The sequence below is a fragment of the Agrobacterium sp. NPDC090283 genome (assembly GCF_044769685.1).
GTDB lineage: Bacteria > Pseudomonadota > Alphaproteobacteria > Rhizobiales > Rhizobiaceae > Agrobacterium.
The window spans coordinates 134,616-153,348 of sequence record NZ_JBIVYG010000003.1; the positions used below are offsets into that span (position 1 = coordinate 134,616).

Sequence of the window (18,733 nt, forward strand, 5' to 3'; positions counted from 1 at the left end):
CCTGTTTCCTCCCCCCAAAAAACGTTGCCGCAGCGTCGCAACAATTGTTTACGGTCGCGTTAAAAGCCCTGCGAATGGTACGATTATTTCCCGCATACCGTGAGAAAATTGCCGGCCGCCACTGACACGTTTCCCGTAATAAAACTGCAACAGAACGGGCGCATATCGGGTGAAGTTCAACGGCTGTTCATGTTCATGCAAGCTTTTCGCGCTCCTTCTCTCGCCACTATCAATGATGTCTGCGGACTGAATGCAGACGGATATGACGGAGCCAGCGTGAAACCGAGGCCGGATTTCGCCGTTGTCGTGCCCATGCACAATGAGCAAGCGAGTGTGGAAACGCTCGTGGCTGAGATCGTTGCTGCCTGCCAGCCGGTCGGCGCCTTTGAGATCGTGGTCGTGGACGATGCATCGTCCGACGGCACGGTCGATGCGGTGCTTGCGCTTGGCGATCGTTATCCGATGCTGCGGCTCGTCCGGCACGACCGCCAGGGCGGCCAGTCGGCGGCGATCCACAGCGGTGTGCAGGCGGCGCGTGCGCCGGTCATCTGCATGCTTGACGGAGACGGGCAAAACCCGCCGGACAATCTGCCGGCCCTTCTTGCGCCGCTTCTCTCCGCCAATGCGCCGAGCCGGCTTGGCCTCGTGGCCGGCCAGCGCGTCGGTCGGCGTGATACGCTTGGAAAACGCCTTTCCTCCCGCTTCGCCAACGGGCTTCGGGCGCGGATATTGAAGGACGGCACGCGCGATACCGGCTGCGGCCTCAAGGCCTTCCGCCGCGACGCCTATCTCGCCTTGCCCTATTTCGATCACCACCACCGCTATTTCCCGGCGCTGTTCAATCGCGACGGCTGGCAGGTCGCCCATGTCGACGTCACGCACCGGGCGCGGCTGCACGGAAATTCCCACTACACCAATATCGGCCGTGCGCTTGTCGGCATCCACGATCTGATCGGCGTCGCCTGGCTGCTGCGCCGGCGCAAGCGGTCAAGCTGGGCTGAAACTTTCAAAACGGAGACATTGCCGTGAATGCACCGGCTTTATGGTCCATGCTGCATGTGAACAGCTGGAAGGAATTTCTGTGGGTCTGCACCGGCTTCATGGGCCAGATGCTGTTTACCATGCGTTTTCTGGTTCAATGGATTTCCTCGGAACGGGCCAACCGCTCGGTCATTCCGGTGGCCTTCTGGTATTTTTCCGTTCTCGGCGGTCTGGTGCTGCTGTCCTATGCCATCTGGCGGCGTGATCCGGTCTTTATTCTGGGGCAGGCCTCCGGCCTGTTCATCTATGCCCGAAATCTCTGGTTGATCCATGCAGAACGCCGCCAGCATGCATGACGCGGCGGCCCTGCCTTATGCGCAGGCAAGCGATGAGCGCCGATGGCTGACATTCGCGTTTTCAGCGATCGTCCTCGTGACGGCGCTGCGCGTCCTTGGGCTCGCCTTCAACCGCACCGACCTTTTCGTCGATGAGGCGCAATATTGGCTATGGGGCAGGGAAATGGCGCTCGGCGCCTATTCCAAGCCGCCCCTGATCGGCTGGCTTATTCGTGCGGCAACCATTCTGGGCGGCGGCGAAGGTACGTTTCAGGTGCGGCTGGCCGCGCCCGTGGTGCATGGCGTTGCGGCGGCGGCCATCCTTGCGCTCGGCCGCATGATCTATGATATCAGGCTGGCATCCCTGGCCGCTCTTATCTATCTGACCTTGCCGGCCATGACGCTCGGCAGCCTGCTGATCTCGACCGATACGCCGATGATGCTGTTCATCGTGCTGTCGATGATCTCCGTGCGGAAGCTTGCGCTGGCCCGTAGCGAGGGCAGGGCGGCGTATGGCTGGAGCATCGCTCTCGGTCTGTGCTTCGGCCTCGGGCTGATGTCGAAATATGCGATGATCTATTTTCTGCCCTGCTTCATCGCCGCCGGCTGGCTTTGCGAGGCATGGCGCATCCGGCTGCGTGATGCGGCGATTGCTGCACTCGTCTGCGCTGCCGTCATCGCCCCCAATCTGTGGTGGAATGCTGCGCATGACTTCATGACCGCGCGCCATACGGCTGACAATGCCAACTGGCATGGCGTGCAGCTGAAGATCGGTTCGGCGCTGGAGTTCTTTTTCTCGCAGGCGGGCGTGGTCGGGCCCTTCGTTTTTGTCGGCATGATCGTCGCAACCATCCGTGCGAAGACTGCTGAAACCCGGGCGCTGGTCGCCCTTTCAGTGCCCATCGTTCTCCTGATCACCGCGCAGGGCCTGATGTCGCGGGCGCTCGCCAACTGGGCGGTCGGCGCCTATGCGGCCGGCGTGCTTCTGGCGGTGCCCGTCCTGGCGTCGCGGCGCTGGCTCATTGTGTCCACTCTTGTGCTCGGCGGCATCGTGGCCGTCGCGCTGCCGCTGATGACCATTGCCGGAACGCAATTGCGTCTGCCGAAAGGTGAATTGGCGATGGCGCGGTATCTCGGGCGTGCCGAGCTGGTGTCGACCGGCCTGTTACGGGCGCGCGAGGCGGGTGCGGACGCCATCGTCGCTACCGATCGTTCGATACTCGCCGAGCTTTTTTATCAGCTCCGGGATGAGAAGCAGGTAATGACGCGCGCATTGCCCGAAACCGGCGTGCCGTCCAGCCACTATGCGCTTCTTTATCCGCTGAAACCCGGCGAGGCGAAAAATCCGCTGTTTCTGGCAAGTGCGGATGGCCTGCCGGCCTGCCTTGCCGGCGAGGCACCGGTCGTGCGCTGGACCGCCGGGCCGGGTTTTCTCGAAGGCCGGGAAATCGGCCTCTGGCGCCTGCTGCCGCGATGCATGCCGGAGGGCAGCAATGGACAATGATCTTTCGCATATGCGGATCACGATCTGGGTGACGCTCGCCACTTTGGCGCTCGTCATCCTGTTCGCCACCTTTCCGTCCATCGATCTCGGCTTCTCCGCCCTGTTTTTCTCGCCCGTCGAGCAGCCATGGTCCGGTCGTGAGCCGTTTCCCGAATGGCTGCGGGATACGCTGCGCGAAGGCACGGAGCTTGCCACTCTTCTGGCTTTCGTGATCCTCGTCGGCAATCTTCGGCTGGGCACTCTGCAGCGAACCGGCTGGCGGGTCTGGGCCTTCCTGTGCGGGCCGGTGATCCTCTGTGCCGGGCTTCTCGTCAATGGTGTGCTGAAAGCGACTATCGGTCGCGCGCGCCCGTTCAGCGTCACCGAATTCGGCGGGCAGCAGCTTTTCACGCCGCCCTTCCAGTATAGCGCGCAATGTTATTCGAACTGTTCGTTTTCCTCCGGCGAAACCGCGCTGATCGCCAGTTTCTTCCTGCCGCTCTGTGTGCTCGTCTGGCCCCGGCTGCAACGGCTTGGACGGTTGGTGATGGGAAGCATCGCCGCCGGCATGATCGTCCTCATGTCCGGTTTGCGCATCGCGGCCGGCGGGCATTTCCTAAGCGATGTGGTGATGTCCATCCTGTTTTCCGCCCTCACGACCCTGTTTCTCTACCGGGCGCTGGTGATCGGACGTCATCGCCATCTGTTTACCGGCGATGCGGTCACAGCCGATGCGGTCAGCATCTGGCGTAACGGTCGCCATGCCGTCCTGACCCGGGTTCGGCGCTGGTGGCCGAAAATCAAGGCCGCAGCCTCACGTCTGCAACGGCCGCCGGATGCGGGTGCGGCATCGTCTTAAGGGGAACTTCGAAGTTCGCTTCAATGAGGTGAATGGCGAAGCGCGCCAGACACTCTTGCGTCATCCTCGGGCTTATCCCGAGGATCTGGGACCTATTGATTTTACGTGACTAGATCCTCGACACAGGGCCGAGGATGCCGAGGGAATCAGCGATTTCAAGGCGAACCGCCACCTGCCCGGAAATCTAAACCGGGCGGCAATTCGGCAGGCTCCAAAATGATTGCCGAGGGTTTCCGCAGCTTCTCAGTCGAACAGGCCGGAAACCGACTGTTCCTGTGCGGTGCGGTTGATCGCTTCGCCGAGCAGGCCTGCGGTGCTGACCACGCGGATATTATGCGCGGACTGGACACCTGTGGTCGGCTGGATGCTGTCGGTGATGACGAGTTCGCGCAGCTTCGAGGAGGCAACACGGGCCACCGCGCCGCCGGAAAGCACGCCGTGGGTGATATAGGCGGTGACGCTGGTGGCGCCCTTTTTCAGCAGCGCTTCAGCGGCGTTGCAGAGCGTGCCGCCGGAATCGACGATATCGTCGATGAGGATGCAGTCCTTGCCGGAGACATCGCCGATGACGTTCATGACTTCGGATTCGCCCGGACGGTCACGACGCTTGTCGACGATGGCCAGAAGACAGTCGAGACGCTTGGCAAGTGCACGGGCGCGGACCACGCCGCCGACGTCAGGCGAAACGACCATGACATTGTTGGTGTCGTAATGGTCCTTCACGTCGCGGGCGAGAATGGGCGCAGCGAAGAGATTGTCGGTGGGGATATCGAAGAAGCCCTGGATCTGGCCGGCATGGAGATCGAGGGTGAGAACGCGGTCAGCGCCGGCTTCGGTGATCAGATTGGCGACAAGCTTGGCGGAAATCGGGGTGCGGGGGCCGGCCTTGCGGTCCTGGCGGGCGTAACCGAAATAGGGAAGCACCGCGGTAATGCGCTTGGCCGAGGAGCGGCGCATCGCGTCGATCATGATGAGAAGTTCCATCAGATGATCATTTGCCGGGAAGGAGGTGGACTGGACGATGAAAACGTCTTCGCCGCGCACGTTCTCGCTGATTTCTACGAATATTTCCTGGTCAGCAAACCGCTTTACAGTGGCATTTCCGAGAGGAACGTTAAGATACTTGCAGATCGCTTCGGCAAGGTGCCGGTTCGAATTGCCTGCGAAAACCTTCATTGCGGCCGCCTGTTTCCATGCCATCGCCTTGCGTCACGGGGCTCAATCCACCGTAACCAAGCGTCGTTCAAGGGGAGGAACATCCGGCTGAAAAGCCTTTGCCGGATACGCCTTGTTGCCATGCGCGCCTTAATAGCGCTGTTGCTTCCGATTGCAAGAGGACTCCGCGCTTTCGCAATGATTTTCGTGAAATCTCTGTGACTTCTCCCGTCGTTTCACCTCATCCCCGTTGAGATTGCTTCCATGACGAATAATCATTGAGCGTTTTTGCAGCGATATCCTGCATGACCCTGTCGGTTACCGCAGCCCATGGATCGCTGCCTCTTGCCGCCACCGTTTCCTGCCCCTGCAGGCGGTGAAGCCGCACGCCGTTGGCGTCCAGAATGTCCCAGACGTAGACGACGTTGACCTTGCTGCCATCGGCGAAGGCGGAGAAATATCCCTTCAGGATATTTTCGGCGGAATTGTCGTTGGAGGCCCGGATGGTCAGCCCCTTCGCCCGCGCTTCGGCCCCGAGCTGGCGCGACAGCGGCGTGACCGCCTGAACCGGTGCTCCGATGATCGGCAGGAAGCGGATGGAGTTACCGGAGGCCGCGGGCGCAAGCGATGCCGTCTGCTGTGAAGGTGCGGGTTGAGCGGCAGCGGGGGGCTGGGCTGCGGTCTGGTTCTGGCGAAGCGGCTCGCCATACTGGCTGCCGTTGGATAGCGCCTGTGCCTGCGCCTGCAACGAGTTTTGCGGTGCATAGGCGGGAACGGATGTTGCGGTTGCCGGAGCACCCGTTGGCGCGCGGTCGGCGGCGGCGGCCATCTGGTCGAGATCGCCCTGGGTCACGGGTGTCGATTGCGAGGTGTTATGGCCGACATCCACCTGCGGTGTCAGCGCTTCCGTCGTGTTGCAGCCTGACAGGGCCAGCACCAGCGCTGGAACGATGATGGCCGGAAAAAGGGGGGTGAACCCCGTCCGGCTCATGCGATTTTCCCTCTCATGTTCCGCTCCTTCTTGCCCAAGGTGGCGCAATGTAAGGGCGGTTTTCCCGCTCTGTCAAACCCGGCGGCGATTTAAGCTGTGAGAAGATCGAGGTTGTGGCGTGAGAGCGGCTCCGGCGCGCCGTCCGTGGTCAGATAGGTCTGGCCGAGCGTCATGGCCGTGCCGGAATCGGAATCCATCACGATCATATGCACGAAGAGCGTCATGTCGGCGGTGATCTCCTGCGGATTGCCGGCGTGGAACATCTGGTGCTCCATCCAGGATGGGGAGAAGCGCGCGCCCAGCGAATAACCGCAGGAGTTCAGCCGATGACGGGTCAATCCGCGTTCATCCATCACGCGGGCATGGACGTCGAAGACATCGCCGAAGGTCTTGCCGGGCCGTAGCACCTCCTCGATGGCGGTGAGGTTTTGCAGGCAGGCGCTGTAAAGCTCCTTCTGGCGAAAATCCTGTTCGCCGATCACCACCGTGCGCATCATGGCGGCATGGTAATGGGCGCTGACACCGGCCCATTCCAGCGTCAGCTGGTCCTTGGCGTCGAGCCTGCGGCGGCCGGCCTTGTAACGGCACAGCAGCGCATCAGCGCCGGAACCGACGATGAATTCATTGGCGGGATAATCGCCGCCGCCGGCCAGAACCGCTCCCTGCATCGCCGCGAGAATCGCGGCTTCGTCCGCGCCGGGCCTGATGAGCGGCAGCGCCGCATCCAGCGCCGCATCGGCCAGTTGGCCCGCCTTGCGGGCGCAGGCGATCTCGGCCGGACTTTTGACGAGCCTGAGCGCGCTGACCAGATAGGAAGCGTCGCTCATCTGGCAGAAACTGGCGAGCTGGTTGTCCAGCAGGCGGGCGACACGGCCGGTCATGCCGTGCGTGTCGTATTCGACGCCGATCTTTGCGCCGAGCAGGTCGAGATCGCTCAGCAGGTTCTTGAGATCGAGCGTCGGGTCGGCATTGGGCCGGTCGACCCAGATCAGGATATTCTCGATGATGGAAGTATTGCGGGCCTGGCGCAGATCCGCCGAGCGGGTCAGCAGCGTCATGGAGCCATCCGACTTGACCACCAGCGTCTGGAAGAAACAGTAGCCGAACGTGTCATAGCCGGTCAGCCAATACATGCTTTCCTGCGCGAAAAGCAGAAGGGCGTCCAGCTTCTCCTCAGCCATTTTCGCGAGCAGCCGCTCGCGGCGGGCATCGAATTCCGTAAGCTCGAAATGCAGGGCCATGTCAGTCCTCCAGAAGTGCGATTGCGGAAATCTGCCGGCCATAATCGGGTTCGGCGCGGTGGGTGGTGCGGCGGTAAGAATAGAAGCGATGTTCGTCGGGATAGGTGCAGAGGCCGAGATTTTCGGCCTTCACGCCGGCTTTCGTCAGCCGGTCGATGGTGAATTGCTTGAGGTCGAACAATGCGTGTCCTTGCTTTTCCGTTTCGGCGAAATAATCCGCATAGGCCGGATCGATATCGGTGAAGCGTGCCACATATTCCGGCCCGACCTCATAATTGCTCTGGCTGATGGAGGGGCCGAGCGAGGCGGCGATGCGCTCGCGGCTGGCGCCGAGCTTCGTCATGGTCTCGATGGTGTTTTCGAGCACGCCGAAGAGCGCGCCCTTCCAGCCGGCATGGGCCGCACCCACGACGCCCGCTTCCGCATCGGCAAACAGGATCGGGCCGCAATCGGCGCTCAGCACGCCAAGCACGAAACCCGGTGTCGCCGTTACCATGGCATCGGCCTGCGGGCGGCTGCCGTCATAGGTTTCATCGACGACGAGGACGTCGGGGGAATGGATTTGATGGACGGTGGCGAGGCGTTCCGTCGACAGGCCGAACCATTGCGTCACGCGACGGCGGTTTTCCTGTACCCGTTCGGGCTCGTCATGCGAGCCAAGACCGACATTGAGGCCCTGATAAAGCCCCTCCGAGACGCCGCCCTGCCGGGTGAAGAAACCGTGGCGGATGCGTTGTTTGCTATAGTCGGCGAGCAGGGGACTCTGGATGGGGAGCGGCAGCGTTGCGTTCTGCATGGTGCGGGAGTTCCTTGGAGAATATCGCTGTTGGCCAGTGAGGTACGGTTAGCGAGATGTTTCCGGTTGTCGCGGCGTTGCGCGGCGTGTGTGATGCAGTGTGCCTGCTTCGTGTGTCGCGGCGATGTTGGCCCAGAGGTTATTGCGCTGTCAATCCACCGCGCGAAACGGCAAAAGATGAAGCGCGGGACTGGAAACGGCGATGACCTTGAAAAGTTCCCCCATCTTGCCGGCGCCTTCGCCGGCGAGGCGGTTGACCGCTTCGGCAATTTCCAGCGTCTGGTCGGGCGTGGCCCTGGCGGCAAGTGCGGCCGCGCGCTCCTTGAGGCCGAGGCCATAGAGAAAGTCACCCTGTCTCAGGGTGCCATTGACATGCACGCCGGTCGCTTCGGCCGTTTTGACGAGGCTTTCGAAATCGACATGGCTGGTGAGATCGGCTTCGCCGGGATGCGCAAGCACCGGGTCGAAGGCGTGGTTGCGCATGGCCTGCAAAGTATCGCCATAGCTGCCGACCAGATGGCCGTAGTCGATGGCGAGCGCCGTGCCGCCATGGGCAGAGAGGCGCTGGCAGATAGCGGTCATCACGGCTTCGCGGGCAGGCGAAATCTCGAATATGGCGCCAATCGGCTGCCGCTCCGGCTGCGGCGGCAGCAAGGTCGGGTCTATGCCGGCAAGCCCGGTCGAGAACACAAGTTCGTCATTGGCGTCAAGGCTGACGACCCTTTCGCGGAAACCCTGCGGTGTCCTGACGAATTGCCGGATCGGAATGGCGTCGAACAGCTCGTTGGCGACAAGCAGCAGGAAACCTTCCGGCACGTCGTCGAAACTGTCGTGCCAAGTCAGCCTGTCCGTATGTGCGGCCAGCGTTTCCTTCTGGATGGCGGAAAGGCGGGGGCTGGTTTCGACCATATGCACCCGCATCGTGTCGTAAAGCGGCGGTGCGATGCGGCGGATGACGCGCAGCATGTCCGACATCATCGTGCCGCGGCCGGGGCCGATTTCCACCAGCTGCGTTTCCATGGGGGCGCCGTGCCTTTGCCAGGCATGGACCACGAAAACGCCGAGCATTTCGCCGAAAAGCTGGCTGACTTCAGGCGCGGTGATGAAATCGCCCGAACGGCCGAAGGGCTCGCGGCTTCTGTAGTAACCGTGTTCCGGATCAGCGAGGCAGAGCGAGAAGAAGTCGGTAACGCTGAGCGGACCGTTGAGCCGGATAAGTGATTTGATGCGTTGCGCGAGCGGTGTCGTCATGGGCAATCATACCGCTCAGGCGCTTTTTGCCGCGCTGCGCGCCCGCAGAACCGCCCACAGGCCGAGAGCGAACATGGGTGTGGATAGCACCATGCCCATGGTGAGCCAGTTGCCGGCGAGATAACCGATCTGGGCGTCCGGCTCGCGGAAAAATTCCACGAAGATGCGCGACAGCGCGTAACCGCAGACGAAGATGCCGGTGACGACGCCGGGTGTCTTCAGCGCCCTGAAGGCATAAATGGCGATTGCCAGGACGATGACGAGCACGAGGCCTTCAAGGCCGGCTTCATAAAGCTGGCTCGGGTGCCGCGCAAAGGGACCGCCGGTCGGGAAAACGACTGCCCATGGCACATCGGCGATGCGGCCCCACAATTCGCCATTGATGAAATTGGCGATGCGCCCGAACAACAGGCCGATGGGTGCGACGGCGGCGACGACGTCGAACATGCTCCAGACCGGGATGCCGTTCTTGCGGGCGAAAAGGATCATGGCGATGGTGGTGCCGATCAGGCCGCCATGGAACGACATGCCGCCATTCCATATCTCGATCGCCCTGATGGGATTAGCGGCGACGGCTGCCATATCGTAAAACAGGATGTAGCCGATGCGCCCGCCGAGCACGATGCCGCCGGCTGCCCAGAGGATGAAATCGTCAAGATGCTGCGCCGAGATCGGCGAGGTGTCGTTCGGCCACAGACGATCCGTGCGGGCGAGGCGGCGGGCATAAAACCAGCCGAGCATGATGCCCGCGACATAGGCAATGCCGTACCAATGGATCGCCAGAGGACCGATGGACAACGCCACCGGATCGATATTCGGGAAGGGCATGATGGCGAGTTGGGTGGGGGCGGCTAACAATCCGTATATATTCCGTCATCGTTGCTGGGCGGACAACGGAAGGATCCATTGCCTCAAGGGGCCGGGCGATGATGCTCACCGGTCTCCCTGACGCAAAGGAAAATGGCGATTGCGGTGGCGACGGTCAAGGTGATTCTTCAGGCTGCGACTTAAGATGCCAGGGTCGATGCAAGCGGTTGCGATTTTTCGATTTTGCTTGCAAGCCGGCGGTGGAGTGCCTACCTGAAGGCTAGCAACAGCGGGCAAGACGATGCCCCTGAACCGACGAAGGACAAGCGCCATGAGCACGACAGGCACCAACCGTTTTCTGGATGAATTCGCCAAGCTGATGACCGATGCGGCCGGCGCGGCGCAGGGTGTGCGCAAGGAAGCCGAAGCCGCTTTTCACGCTCAGGCGGATCGCTGGCTGAACAGCCTCGATGTCGTCCGGCGTGAGGAATTCGATGCGGTGCGTGAAATGGCCATTCAGGCGCGGGATGAAAACGACGCGCTGCGCGCCCGCATCGAGGCCCTGGAAGCGAAGCTTTCTGCCGCCAAGGACTGATTTTTTCAGCACTTTTTCTGACGGGTCCCGGATCGCTTGCGATTCCGGGACTTTTTGTTTTCGGCGCGTTCTGCCCGAAATCACTCCCGGTTGCGAAAAACGGGTCTTCGACACGAATTTTTTAGGCCTGTGGACACTTCCAAAAAACGCAATCGGCAGAGTCGCTTATGTATCTCGCCTGAGGTGATGGGGGAGGAGATATCCACTGTTCAAAAAGCAAAAATGGCGGGGAAGGGGTGGCAGCAGGACTCGGCCATTATACACTGATTTTAAATGATGATTCGAAAAGACCTGGTAAGCTCCAGACAGGGTGAATGCGTAATTCTGGTGGTGTCGGGCAATCGTCTCAAATGTTTATCCCGGTTTGTATGTGCGTTTTGTGCCCGGCGTTCAAAACAGGACATCCCTACCGGCTGAGAAGGTGCCGCATGAGTCTGATAGAATTTGAAATTGAGCGTCAGTCCAATCCCGTGGACATGATCGAGATTGTCGCCGCCTCGAACGACTGGTCGTTTGAGCGTTCGGGCGAAGACGAGATCGCCATGACCGTCGCCGGTCACTGGGCCGACTATCACGTCTCCTTTTCATGGATGGAGGAATTCGAGGCACTGCATCTGGCCTGCGCCTTCGACATCAAGGTGCCGGACCAGCGCGTCAACGAAGTCATTCGCCTGCTGTCGCAGGTCAATGGTCAGGTGCTGATGGGGCATTTCGATCTTTGGCGGCAGGAGGATGTGGTGATCTTCCGCCAGTCCCTGCTTCTGGCCGGCGGTGCCGAACCGAACAACCAGCAGGTGGAAGTGCTGCTTTCCAGCGCTCTGGAGGCCTGCGAACAATATTATCAGGCATTCCAGTTCGTCGTCTGGTCCGGGCTGGATGCGAAAAGTGCAATCGAAGCGGTCATGTTCGAGACCGTCGGAGAAGCGTAAGATGGTGTATAAGGCTTCCGGGCCGCTCGTCCTGGTGGGCGCCGGCAATATGGGCGGTGCCCTGCTTTCAGGCTGGCTGAAAAAGGGTGTGCCGGGATCGCAGGTCATTGTCCTCGATCCGCGCCCTTCCGACGCCATGCGGACGACGATTGCGGAAGCCGGTGCCACCCACAGTGAAAGCGTGCCCGAGGGCGTGAAGGCCGGTATTCTTTTCGTGGCGGTGAAGCCGCAGATGATGGAAGCCGTGCTGCCCTCGCTGAAACCCCTGCTCGGTCCGAATACGGTCGTCGTCTCGATTGCGGCGGGCACCACCATCGGCACGTTCGTTTCGCATTTCGGTGCGGTTGCCGCCGTGCGGGCCATGCCCAACACACCGGCCATGGTCGGGCGTGGCGTAACGGGAGCCTATGCCAACGAGCTGGTGACGCCGGAGCTTAAAAATGTGGTGGACGGGCTGCTGAAAGTCAGCGGCCCGGTCGAATGGGTGGAAGCCGAGAGCGATATCGACGCGGTGACCGCGGTTTCGGGAAGCGGCCCGGCCTATGTCTTCTATCTGGTGGAATGCATGGCCGAAGCCGGCCGCAAGGCCGGTCTGCCCGCGGATGTGGCCATGCGTCTGGCGCGCGAAACCGTGGCCGGTGCCGGCGAGCTGCTGCATCAGTCTTCCGACGAGGCGGCGCGCCTGCGCCAGAATGTGACCTCGCCGGGCGGCACCACGGCTGCGGCTCTGTCCGTGCTGATGGCCGAAGACGGCATGCAGCCCCTGTTCGACCGGGCGGTCGCTGCCGCGAAAACGCGCGCTGAAGAGCTGGCGGGCTGATGCCATGAGCGGTGAAATTTCCTATGCCGATTTTGAGAAGGTCGATATCCGCGTCGGCACCATCATTGAGGCCGAGCCTTTTCCCGAAGCGCGCAAGCCGGCCTTCAAGGTGAAGATCGATTTCGGGCCCGAGATCGGCGTTAAGAAATCATCGGCGCAGATCACGGTGCATTATACGCCGGAAAGCCTTGTCGGCCGGCAGGTTCTGGGCGTGGTGAATTTCCCGCCGCGCCAGATCGGCCCTTTCCGGTCCGAGGTGCTGACGCTCGGTTTTGCCGATGCCAATGGCGATATCGTGCTTGCCGCCGTCGAGCGCCCGGTGCCGAACGGCGAGAAAATGTGCTGAAGGCCGGTCTGCCGTTAGGCCGGAATTTTGACGATTACCCGCAATCCACCCATCGGGCTTTCATCGAGCGTCACATCGCCGCCGTGGCTGCGGGCGATATCGCGGACGATGGAAAGGCCAAGGCCGGTGCCCGAAGCATTGAGGTTGCGCGCCTCGTCCAGCCGGAAAAACGGCTTGAACACATCCTCGCGTGAATTCTCCGGAATGCCCGGCCCGTCATCGTCAAAGGTCATGATGATGGAGCGTGGCGCCTTGCGGATATCGATGTGGAGATTGCCGGCGTAGCGCCGAGCATTTTCGGCCAGATTGGCGACGAGCCGGGACAGTGCGTTTGGCCGCGCGATGATCCTCTCGATGTTGTAGAGTTCGTAGCTGAATTTCTTGCCGTGCAGCTCGAAATCATGGCCGATTTTTTCGAGAAGCGCCGGAAGCTCCAGCGTGCCGACATCCTCCTCGACATCGGTGCGGGCGAAGGTCAGATAGGCCTCCAGCATCGACTGCATGTCGTCGACATCCTTGTCGAGCCCTTCGAGGTCCGGATTGTCGCCCGCGAGCGCCAGTTGCAGCTTGAAGCGGGTGAGGATGGTGCGCAGGTCGTGGCTGACGCCATTCAGCATGGCGGTGCGCTGCTCCATCTGCCGCTCGATGCGCTCGCGCATCAGGATGAAGGCGAGGCCGGCGCGCCGCACCTCGTCCGCGCCGCGCGGGGAATAGCCGCTGATCTTCTGGCCCTTGCCGAAGTTTTCGGCCGCCTTGGCAAGCGCTTCGATGGGTTTGATCTGTCCGCGCAGGAAGAGAATGGAGATGGCGATCAGCACCAGCGATGCCCCGACCATCCAGACAAGGAAGATATGGGTGTTGGAGGCATAGGCCGAACTGCGGCGGGTGAAGACGCGCAGGGTCTTGTCTTCAAGCTGAATGCGGATTTCCACCAGCGAGCCGTTGCCATAGGTGTCGATCCAGAACGGCCTGCCGATCTGCTGTGTCAGCTGATCGGCGAGGATCCGGTCGAGGATCGAAAACAGCGGCTCCGGTCTCGGGGCCGGCAGGTCCGTCTTCGGTTCGATATAGACGCTGAGATCCAGCTTGTCGCGGGCGATACGGATGACGCGCTGATAGTCGTCCTCCTCCGGGTCCGTCTGCAGCAGCTCGATGATCGCGGCGATATCGCGTGTTACGGCGGCGGAGAGGCGTTCCGTCACGAGCTGCCAGTGGCGTTCCATGAAGACGGCCGCGACCACGGCCTGAAGCAGGATCATCGGCAGGATGATGATGAGCAGCGACCGGGTATAGAGGCCGGTTGGCAGCCAGTGGCGCAGCCATCTGCCCGACATGCGCCAGGCTTTGGCCGCGCCGCTTTTTTTGACCGTGCTGAGAAAATCGAGGCTCGCCATGGCCGTGCGTTCGCCCTTCGTTGAGTGCTCGTCAGTCCACGCTCAGGCGGTAACCGATGCCGCGCACCGTTTGCAGATAGACAGGATTGGCAGGGTCGTCCTCGATCTTGCGGCGAAGACGGTTGATCTGCACGTCGATGGTTCTTTCGCCCACTTCCGATTCCGCTTCCACCAGTTCGTGGCGCGGAATGGTATCGCCGGCGCGCAGCGCAAAAAGCAGCATGATCTCCTGTTCCCGATCCGTCAGGCGGATCGTTTCGGGGCCGCGCCGCAATTCCTTTTTGGGGATGGAGAAGCTGTAGGGGCCGAACATGATCTGTTCGATCTTGGGCGTATCGGGCGAGGTATTGCGCCGCAGGATATTGTTGATGCGCAGGACAAGCTCGCGTGGATCGAAGGGTTTGGCGAGATAATCGTCCGCTCCCGCTTCCAGCCCGGCGATGCGCGAATCCGCTTCCGAGCGGGCGGTCAGAAGGATCACCGGAACGGATTTGTCCTCGTTCAGCGAGCGGGTCAGCGAAAGCCCGTTTTCGCCCGGCATCATCACGTCGAGGATGAGCAGGTCGAAACGGATGCCCACCATTTTGCGCCGGGCTTCGGCCGCATCGGCCGCCACGGAGATGCGATAACCCTTGTCGCCAAGAAAGCGCTGCAGGAGATCGCGAATGCGGGCGTCGTCGTCGACGATCAGGAGATGGGCCGCATCGTCATCCGCCGGTGGACGTTTTGTCGGTGCTGTCGCCATCGTCACTCGTCCTCCACGGCCGTCGTCGTTGTCGGGCTGCGCATCTGCGCCAGGAATTTGCGCACGCAGGCCCGGGCATCAGGTCCGAGGCCTTCCAGGGCGCGGTCGATACGGCGCGATTGCGGCTCGCTCAGCGCCAGCGCCAGTTCGCGGCCGGTCAGCGTGGGGTAAAGCCTGCGCTGGCGGCGGTCTTCCGGGCCTGCCATCTGGCGGATGTAGCCGTCGTCGATCAATTGTTTCAAAACGCGGGCAAGGCTCTGCTTGGTGATCTGCAACGTGTCGAGCAGATCCGCCACTGTCATGCCGGGCTGCCGGCTGACGAAATAGACCACCCGGTGATGCGCCCGCCCATATTCCAGTTTCGACAGAATGACATCGGGGTCGGAGACGAAATCGCGATAGGCGAAAAACAGCGCCTCGATCGTATCGAAGTCGATCTTGCCGTCGTCAACCTTCGGGAGTGCCGGTGTCTGCCTGGCGGCGGCGGTTTTGAGCGATTGCGGTGGCACTGCGGTTCCTTCATATTCTGCGGCTGTCTGATCATAGGCCGACAGGCGTCGATGCGCCAATATTCTGTAAACATAGCCGAAAATGCGTCCGCTCGGGAGAATGCCGCGATCATTTTCTGTTGCGGTGGATAATATGGCGCGGGTGCGCGTGCAACTGGAATCCTGAGTGGCCTTTACCGGAAATAGAAAAGAGCGCGGAAACTCCGCGCTCTACTTCATTTTTTGCTGTGACGGCGATGTTACTGGTAAACGTAGACGATACGACGGGTCGAAGGTTCTACGAGAACCGGTACGTCATTCACGCGGACATACCGATACTGATAGTCAGGGACTTCAACCATACGGGTATCTGCGGGCAGAACGCTGCCCACGGCGATGTCGCCGTCATAGGTAACGGTATCGGCAGGGTGCTCGTCCATATAGGTGATGACCGACTGCGGCGGATCGACCTCACCGACGCGGCCGAGATTCGGGTCGCCGGGATTGGGTTCCGCCTGCACGCTCGAGGTCGTTTCGTATGTCACGACAGGCACGCTGAGTTCCGAGCGGCGCTGCTCTAGAATGACAGGCGAGCCCTCATACATGACATTCAGGTAGTCCGCATGGGCCCAGCCTCGCAGGCCGTTGACTTCGATGCGGCACCAGCTGCTGCCTTCCATGCAGCCATCCAGAACCGCATTGCTGCCGCGGGTGGCCAGACCCACTTCGGGATAGTCTTCACTGGGGCCCGAGCGAACGGAAATATCCGATGCTGTCGTGGCGACCATGGCGGCGTTTGCATAACCCGCCATCAAGGCGAAGGCGCCGCCAGCGATCAGCATTTTAAGCGTCTTGTCCATGTGTCTCACTCCTTTCAAGACTGGAGCTAGAACGTCGCAACCATCGGGGCGTTCCACATTTTTTGCCGGCAATTCCCGCCGCCAGCCGAAGATTTGTCGTTATCCCGCTGTTTCCACGGTGATTTTTAGAATGGTTCAGGCGCTGAAAGCCGGGGTCTTTTCCGCCGCCATTGTGCCGCCACCGGTCGCGGGCTATAGGAGGCAGGAGCTTTCAGACAGGAGACACAGGATATGGGAAAGTTGCAGGCGGGCATTATTCCGGTCACGCCATTCGAGCAGAATTGCACCATCCTGTTCGATCAGGACACCAAGGAGGGCGTCGTTGTCGATCCCGGCGGGGATGTGGACGTCATTCTTCAGGTCGTCTCTGAAAACGGCATCACGCTGAAGGAAATCTGGCTGACGCACGGACATCTCGATCATGCCGGCGGTGCGGATGAACTGCGTGAAAAGCTGTCGCTGCCGGTAATCGGGCCGCATGAGGACGACCGTCCCTTGCTCGAAAGAGTTGAGGCGCAGGCCGAAAAATACGGCATTAGCGGTCTTCGGAACGTTGCGCCCGACAAATGGCTCAAGGACGGCGACAGGGTATCATTCGGGGATCATGTCTTCGAAGTCTATCATTGCCCCGGCCATGCGCCCGGCCACGTCATCTATTACAATCGCGACCAGAACTTCGCCCATGTCGGCGATGTGCTGTTTTCGGGATCGGTGGGACGCACGGACCTGCCGGGCGGAAACCACGAGCAATTGATGGCGTCCATTCGCGACAAGCTCCTGCCGCTGGGTGACGATGTCGGTTTCATCTGCGGCCATGGCCCGGGTGGACGGCTGGGTGAGGAACGGCTCACCAACCCCTATCTCAAGGGGCTCTGAGTGTCGGCCCATTAGAGTTTTTCCGCTTTTCTTCGAAACGCGAAAACACTCTAACTCTTTGTTTTGGCGCATTTCCGGACGGAAAACCGGATTCCACTTTTCCTGGAGATGCTCTAAGGCTTGCGGGACCGCACAAAAAAACCCGGCATTCCTGCCGGGCTTCAACTAGAAAAGAAAGCCGTTTTAGGGTCAGCCAGCAATCTGCAGATTGACTGCCTTCGGCCCCTTGCCGCGACGATCCGGTTCCGTGTCGAAGCTCACTTTCTGATTTTCTGAAAGTCCGGACAGGCCAGAAGCCTGTACGGCAGAGATGTGAACAAAGATATCAGCGCCACCATTGTCTGGCTTGATGAAGCCGAAGCCTTTGTCTGTATTGAAGAATTTTACGGTGCCAGTTTCGGCCATGCATCAGGTCCTTTTCGCTCTGCCCGCGTTCAGCTACAGGCAGCATTACAGTTTTGCCCCGCGTGGGCGTTGGCAGGCAGTTTTTGACTATTGAGAAAATGGACCTTCGCAGCGGGAAGTAATGGCGTTCTCATCCAACGTTTTTCGTCCCACCGCCCGAGGTTTATAGCGTCCCCAGTGCGCAAAATTATAGGCCTTCCCATGCTCGCAAATTGCCCGAACCGCGGTAGAGTGATGCGTTTATCGAAAATTGGCAAGCAAAAGTTTTCACGGGCTTTTTGTCAGATAAAAAACCTGCGGTAGAATAACATCGTGCAATCGCATATTTTTTCCGCATAAGCGACAATTGATGAAATAATTGCCGTTTGCCACGAGATTTCACGGCAAAATTTAAATGGCCTATCCGCATTTATGACGGAATAAGAAAAATAAGTTCTTTTTGCGTCAGGCCGCTCCAGCCATGGATTTTTGCCGTTTGCGCGTCAGTTCCGGCACCAGTTCAACGATCAGGATCGCCACGAATATGATCAGGCAGCCGATATAGCCGGCGCGGGAAATGGTTTCATTGAGGAAGATCGAGGCCAGCAAAGCGCCGAAAAGCGCCTCGGAGGACAGGAATATCGCGGCCTGCGGCGCCGTGGTGTAACGCTGGCCGATGACCTGCAGCACGAAGGCGAGGCCGGAGGAGACGAGGCCGACATAGAGGATTTCCGCCAGCGACGCCTCGATGGAGGCCATGCTGATCGGTTCGAACACGACACCGATCATGCAACTAAGAAGGGAGCAAACGGCGAACTGGGTGCAGGAAAGCGCCAGCGGTCTTCCGCTTTCGGAGACGAAGCGTCCGGCGAGCGTGATCTGGATCGCCCAGAAGAAGGCGCAGATGATGCTGAGAATATCGCCCTTCGTCAGCGCCTCGAAAGCGCCGCCGGAGAGCAGGAATATGCCGCCCAGCATCATCAGCGCGCATGGCCAGACGATCCAGTGGGGATGACGGCGGTAAAGCACGACGGCGATCACGGGCACGAAGATGACGTAAAGCCCGGTCAGGAAGCTGGAATTGGTGACGGTCGTGGTCAGGAGCCCGACCTGCTGGGTGGTGGCGCCGCCGAACAGGGCAAGACCAACCAGAATGAAGCTGCCGATTTCGCGCCGGCGCGGCGGCGATTTCAGCGACCGTGTTTCCATGAGCGCGAAGGGCAGCACGGCGATGGCGGCGATGGCGAAACGCAGGCCGACGAACCAGAACGGGCCGATGGAGGCCATGGCGGAGGATTGCGCGACAAAGCCGCCTCCCCAGATTGCTGCGGCGAGCAGAAGCAGCATATTGGCCTGAATACGCGTCATTGTTGGCACCAGCACGGCAGGAGCGGAAG

At 60.7% G+C, this 18,733-nt stretch carries 21 protein-coding genes; 9 read left to right on the forward strand and 12 right to left on the reverse strand.

The window, feature by feature from the left end; genetic code table 11:
* Positions 1–189 precede the first annotated feature (189 nt).
* The 4 genes from ACIQUH_RS06160 to ACIQUH_RS06175 are packed head-to-tail and all read left to right on the forward strand — an operon-like array spanning position 190 to position 3,658.
* On the forward strand, positions 190–1,029 hold the full coding sequence (locus ACIQUH_RS06160; RefSeq protein ID WP_400813186.1) for a glycosyltransferase family 2 protein: 840 nt from the start codon (positions 190–192) through the stop codon (positions 1,027–1,029).
* Positions 1,030–1,049: 20 nt separating this feature from the next.
* Positions 1,050–1,337, forward strand: a complete 288-nt coding sequence (locus ACIQUH_RS06165) for a lipid-A-disaccharide synthase N-terminal domain-containing protein (protein WP_031233742.1) — start codon at positions 1,050–1,052, stop codon at positions 1,335–1,337.
* A complete protein-coding gene (locus tag ACIQUH_RS06170; protein WP_400813188.1) occupies positions 1,312–2,820 on the forward strand; it encodes an ArnT family glycosyltransferase in 1,509 nt (502 codons plus the stop codon). Before ACIQUH_RS06165 ends, ACIQUH_RS06170 begins: the two co-directional genes overlap by 26 nt.
* Positions 2,810–3,658 carry a phosphatase PAP2 family protein gene (locus tag ACIQUH_RS06175; RefSeq protein WP_400813189.1) on the forward strand — a complete coding sequence of 283 codons (849 nt, stop codon included), beginning with the start codon at positions 2,810–2,812 and terminating at the stop codon, positions 3,656–3,658. The genes ACIQUH_RS06170 and ACIQUH_RS06175 overlap by 11 nt, the downstream gene beginning before the upstream one ends.
* A gap of 243 nt (positions 3,659–3,901) precedes the next feature.
* Here the strand turns inward: ACIQUH_RS06175 and ACIQUH_RS06180 are convergent, their stop codons facing one another.
* From ACIQUH_RS06180 to lgt, 6 genes are all read right to left on the reverse strand, one after another.
* Positions 3,902–4,834: a ribose-phosphate pyrophosphokinase gene (locus ACIQUH_RS06180; RefSeq protein ID WP_003522877.1), complete on the reverse strand. Its 933-nt coding sequence runs from the start codon at positions 4,832–4,834 to the stop codon at positions 3,902–3,904.
* Positions 4,835–5,054: 220 nt separating this feature from the next.
* Positions 5,055–5,804: a hypothetical protein gene (locus ACIQUH_RS06185; RefSeq protein ID WP_400813190.1), complete on the reverse strand. Its 750-nt coding sequence runs from the start codon at positions 5,802–5,804 to the stop codon at positions 5,055–5,057.
* An 89-nt stretch (positions 5,805–5,893) separates the two neighbouring features.
* On the reverse strand, positions 5,894–7,045 hold the full coding sequence (locus tag ACIQUH_RS06190; protein WP_400813191.1) for a M24 family metallopeptidase: 1,152 nt from the start codon (positions 7,043–7,045) through the stop codon (positions 5,894–5,896).
* Between the two features lies 1 nt (position 7,046).
* Positions 7,047–7,841, reverse strand: a complete 795-nt coding sequence (gene pgeF, locus ACIQUH_RS06195) for a peptidoglycan editing factor PgeF (protein ID WP_400813193.1) — start codon at positions 7,839–7,841, stop codon at positions 7,047–7,049.
* Between the two features lie 150 nt (positions 7,842–7,991).
* Positions 7,992–9,092, reverse strand: coding sequence for a class I SAM-dependent methyltransferase (locus tag ACIQUH_RS06200; protein WP_400813194.1), 1,101 nt, complete (start codon positions 9,090–9,092; stop codon positions 7,992–7,994).
* Positions 9,093–9,107: 15 nt separating this feature from the next.
* A complete protein-coding gene (lgt, locus tag ACIQUH_RS06205; RefSeq protein WP_400813453.1) occupies positions 9,108–9,920 on the reverse strand; it encodes a prolipoprotein diacylglyceryl transferase in 813 nt (270 codons plus the stop codon).
* Between the two features lie 310 nt (positions 9,921–10,230).
* On the opposite strand from lgt, the gene ACIQUH_RS06210 reads away from it, so the two are divergent.
* From ACIQUH_RS06210 to ACIQUH_RS06225, 4 genes are all read left to right on the forward strand, one after another.
* Positions 10,231–10,494, forward strand: coding sequence for an accessory factor UbiK family protein (locus ACIQUH_RS06210; protein WP_003522871.1), 264 nt, complete (start codon positions 10,231–10,233; stop codon positions 10,492–10,494).
* Positions 10,495–10,922: 428 nt separating this feature from the next.
* On the forward strand, positions 10,923–11,423 hold the full coding sequence (locus ACIQUH_RS06215; protein WP_003522870.1) for a YbjN domain-containing protein: 501 nt from the start codon (positions 10,923–10,925) through the stop codon (positions 11,421–11,423).
* Between the two features lies 1 nt (position 11,424).
* On the forward strand, positions 11,425–12,243 hold the full coding sequence (gene proC, locus ACIQUH_RS06220; RefSeq protein WP_400813195.1) for a pyrroline-5-carboxylate reductase: 819 nt from the start codon (positions 11,425–11,427) through the stop codon (positions 12,241–12,243).
* Positions 12,244–12,247: 4 nt separating this feature from the next.
* Complete coding sequence (locus ACIQUH_RS06225) at positions 12,248–12,589, forward strand: tRNA-binding protein (RefSeq protein WP_400813196.1); 342 nt, start codon at positions 12,248–12,250, stop codon at positions 12,587–12,589.
* Between the two features lie 14 nt (positions 12,590–12,603).
* Here ACIQUH_RS06225 and ACIQUH_RS06230 read toward each other — a convergent pair whose 3' ends face one another.
* From ACIQUH_RS06230 to ACIQUH_RS06245, 4 genes are all read right to left on the reverse strand, one after another.
* Positions 12,604–13,983 (reverse strand): ATP-binding protein, encoded by a 1,380-nt coding sequence (locus ACIQUH_RS06230; RefSeq protein WP_400813198.1) that lies wholly within the window; start codon positions 13,981–13,983, stop codon positions 12,604–12,606.
* Positions 13,984–14,014: 31 nt separating this feature from the next.
* Positions 14,015–14,728 carry a response regulator gene (locus ACIQUH_RS06235; RefSeq protein WP_003522866.1) on the reverse strand — a complete coding sequence of 238 codons (714 nt, stop codon included), beginning with the start codon at positions 14,726–14,728 and terminating at the stop codon, positions 14,015–14,017.
* A 2-nt stretch (positions 14,729–14,730) separates the two neighbouring features.
* Positions 14,731–15,237: a MarR family winged helix-turn-helix transcriptional regulator gene (locus ACIQUH_RS06240; RefSeq protein WP_400813199.1), complete on the reverse strand. Its 507-nt coding sequence runs from the start codon at positions 15,235–15,237 to the stop codon at positions 14,731–14,733.
* A gap of 239 nt (positions 15,238–15,476) precedes the next feature.
* Complete coding sequence (locus ACIQUH_RS06245) at positions 15,477–16,076, reverse strand: DUF1236 domain-containing protein (RefSeq protein ID WP_400813200.1); 600 nt, start codon at positions 16,074–16,076, stop codon at positions 15,477–15,479.
* A 231-nt stretch (positions 16,077–16,307) separates the two neighbouring features.
* Here ACIQUH_RS06245 and ACIQUH_RS06250 point away from each other — a divergent pair, with 231 nt between their 5' ends.
* Positions 16,308–16,952: an MBL fold metallo-hydrolase gene (locus tag ACIQUH_RS06250; RefSeq protein ID WP_003522863.1), complete on the forward strand. Its 645-nt coding sequence runs from the start codon at positions 16,308–16,310 to the stop codon at positions 16,950–16,952.
* A 189-nt stretch (positions 16,953–17,141) separates the two neighbouring features.
* On the opposite strand, the gene ACIQUH_RS06255 is transcribed toward ACIQUH_RS06250, so the two are convergent.
* A complete protein-coding gene (locus ACIQUH_RS06255; protein WP_003494703.1) occupies positions 17,142–17,357 on the reverse strand; it encodes a cold-shock protein in 216 nt (71 codons plus the stop codon).
* Positions 17,358–17,801: 444 nt separating this feature from the next.
* A complete protein-coding gene (locus ACIQUH_RS06260; protein ID WP_400813203.1) occupies positions 17,802–18,704 on the reverse strand; it encodes a DMT family transporter in 903 nt (300 codons plus the stop codon).
* Positions 18,705–18,733: the final 29 nt, after the last annotated feature.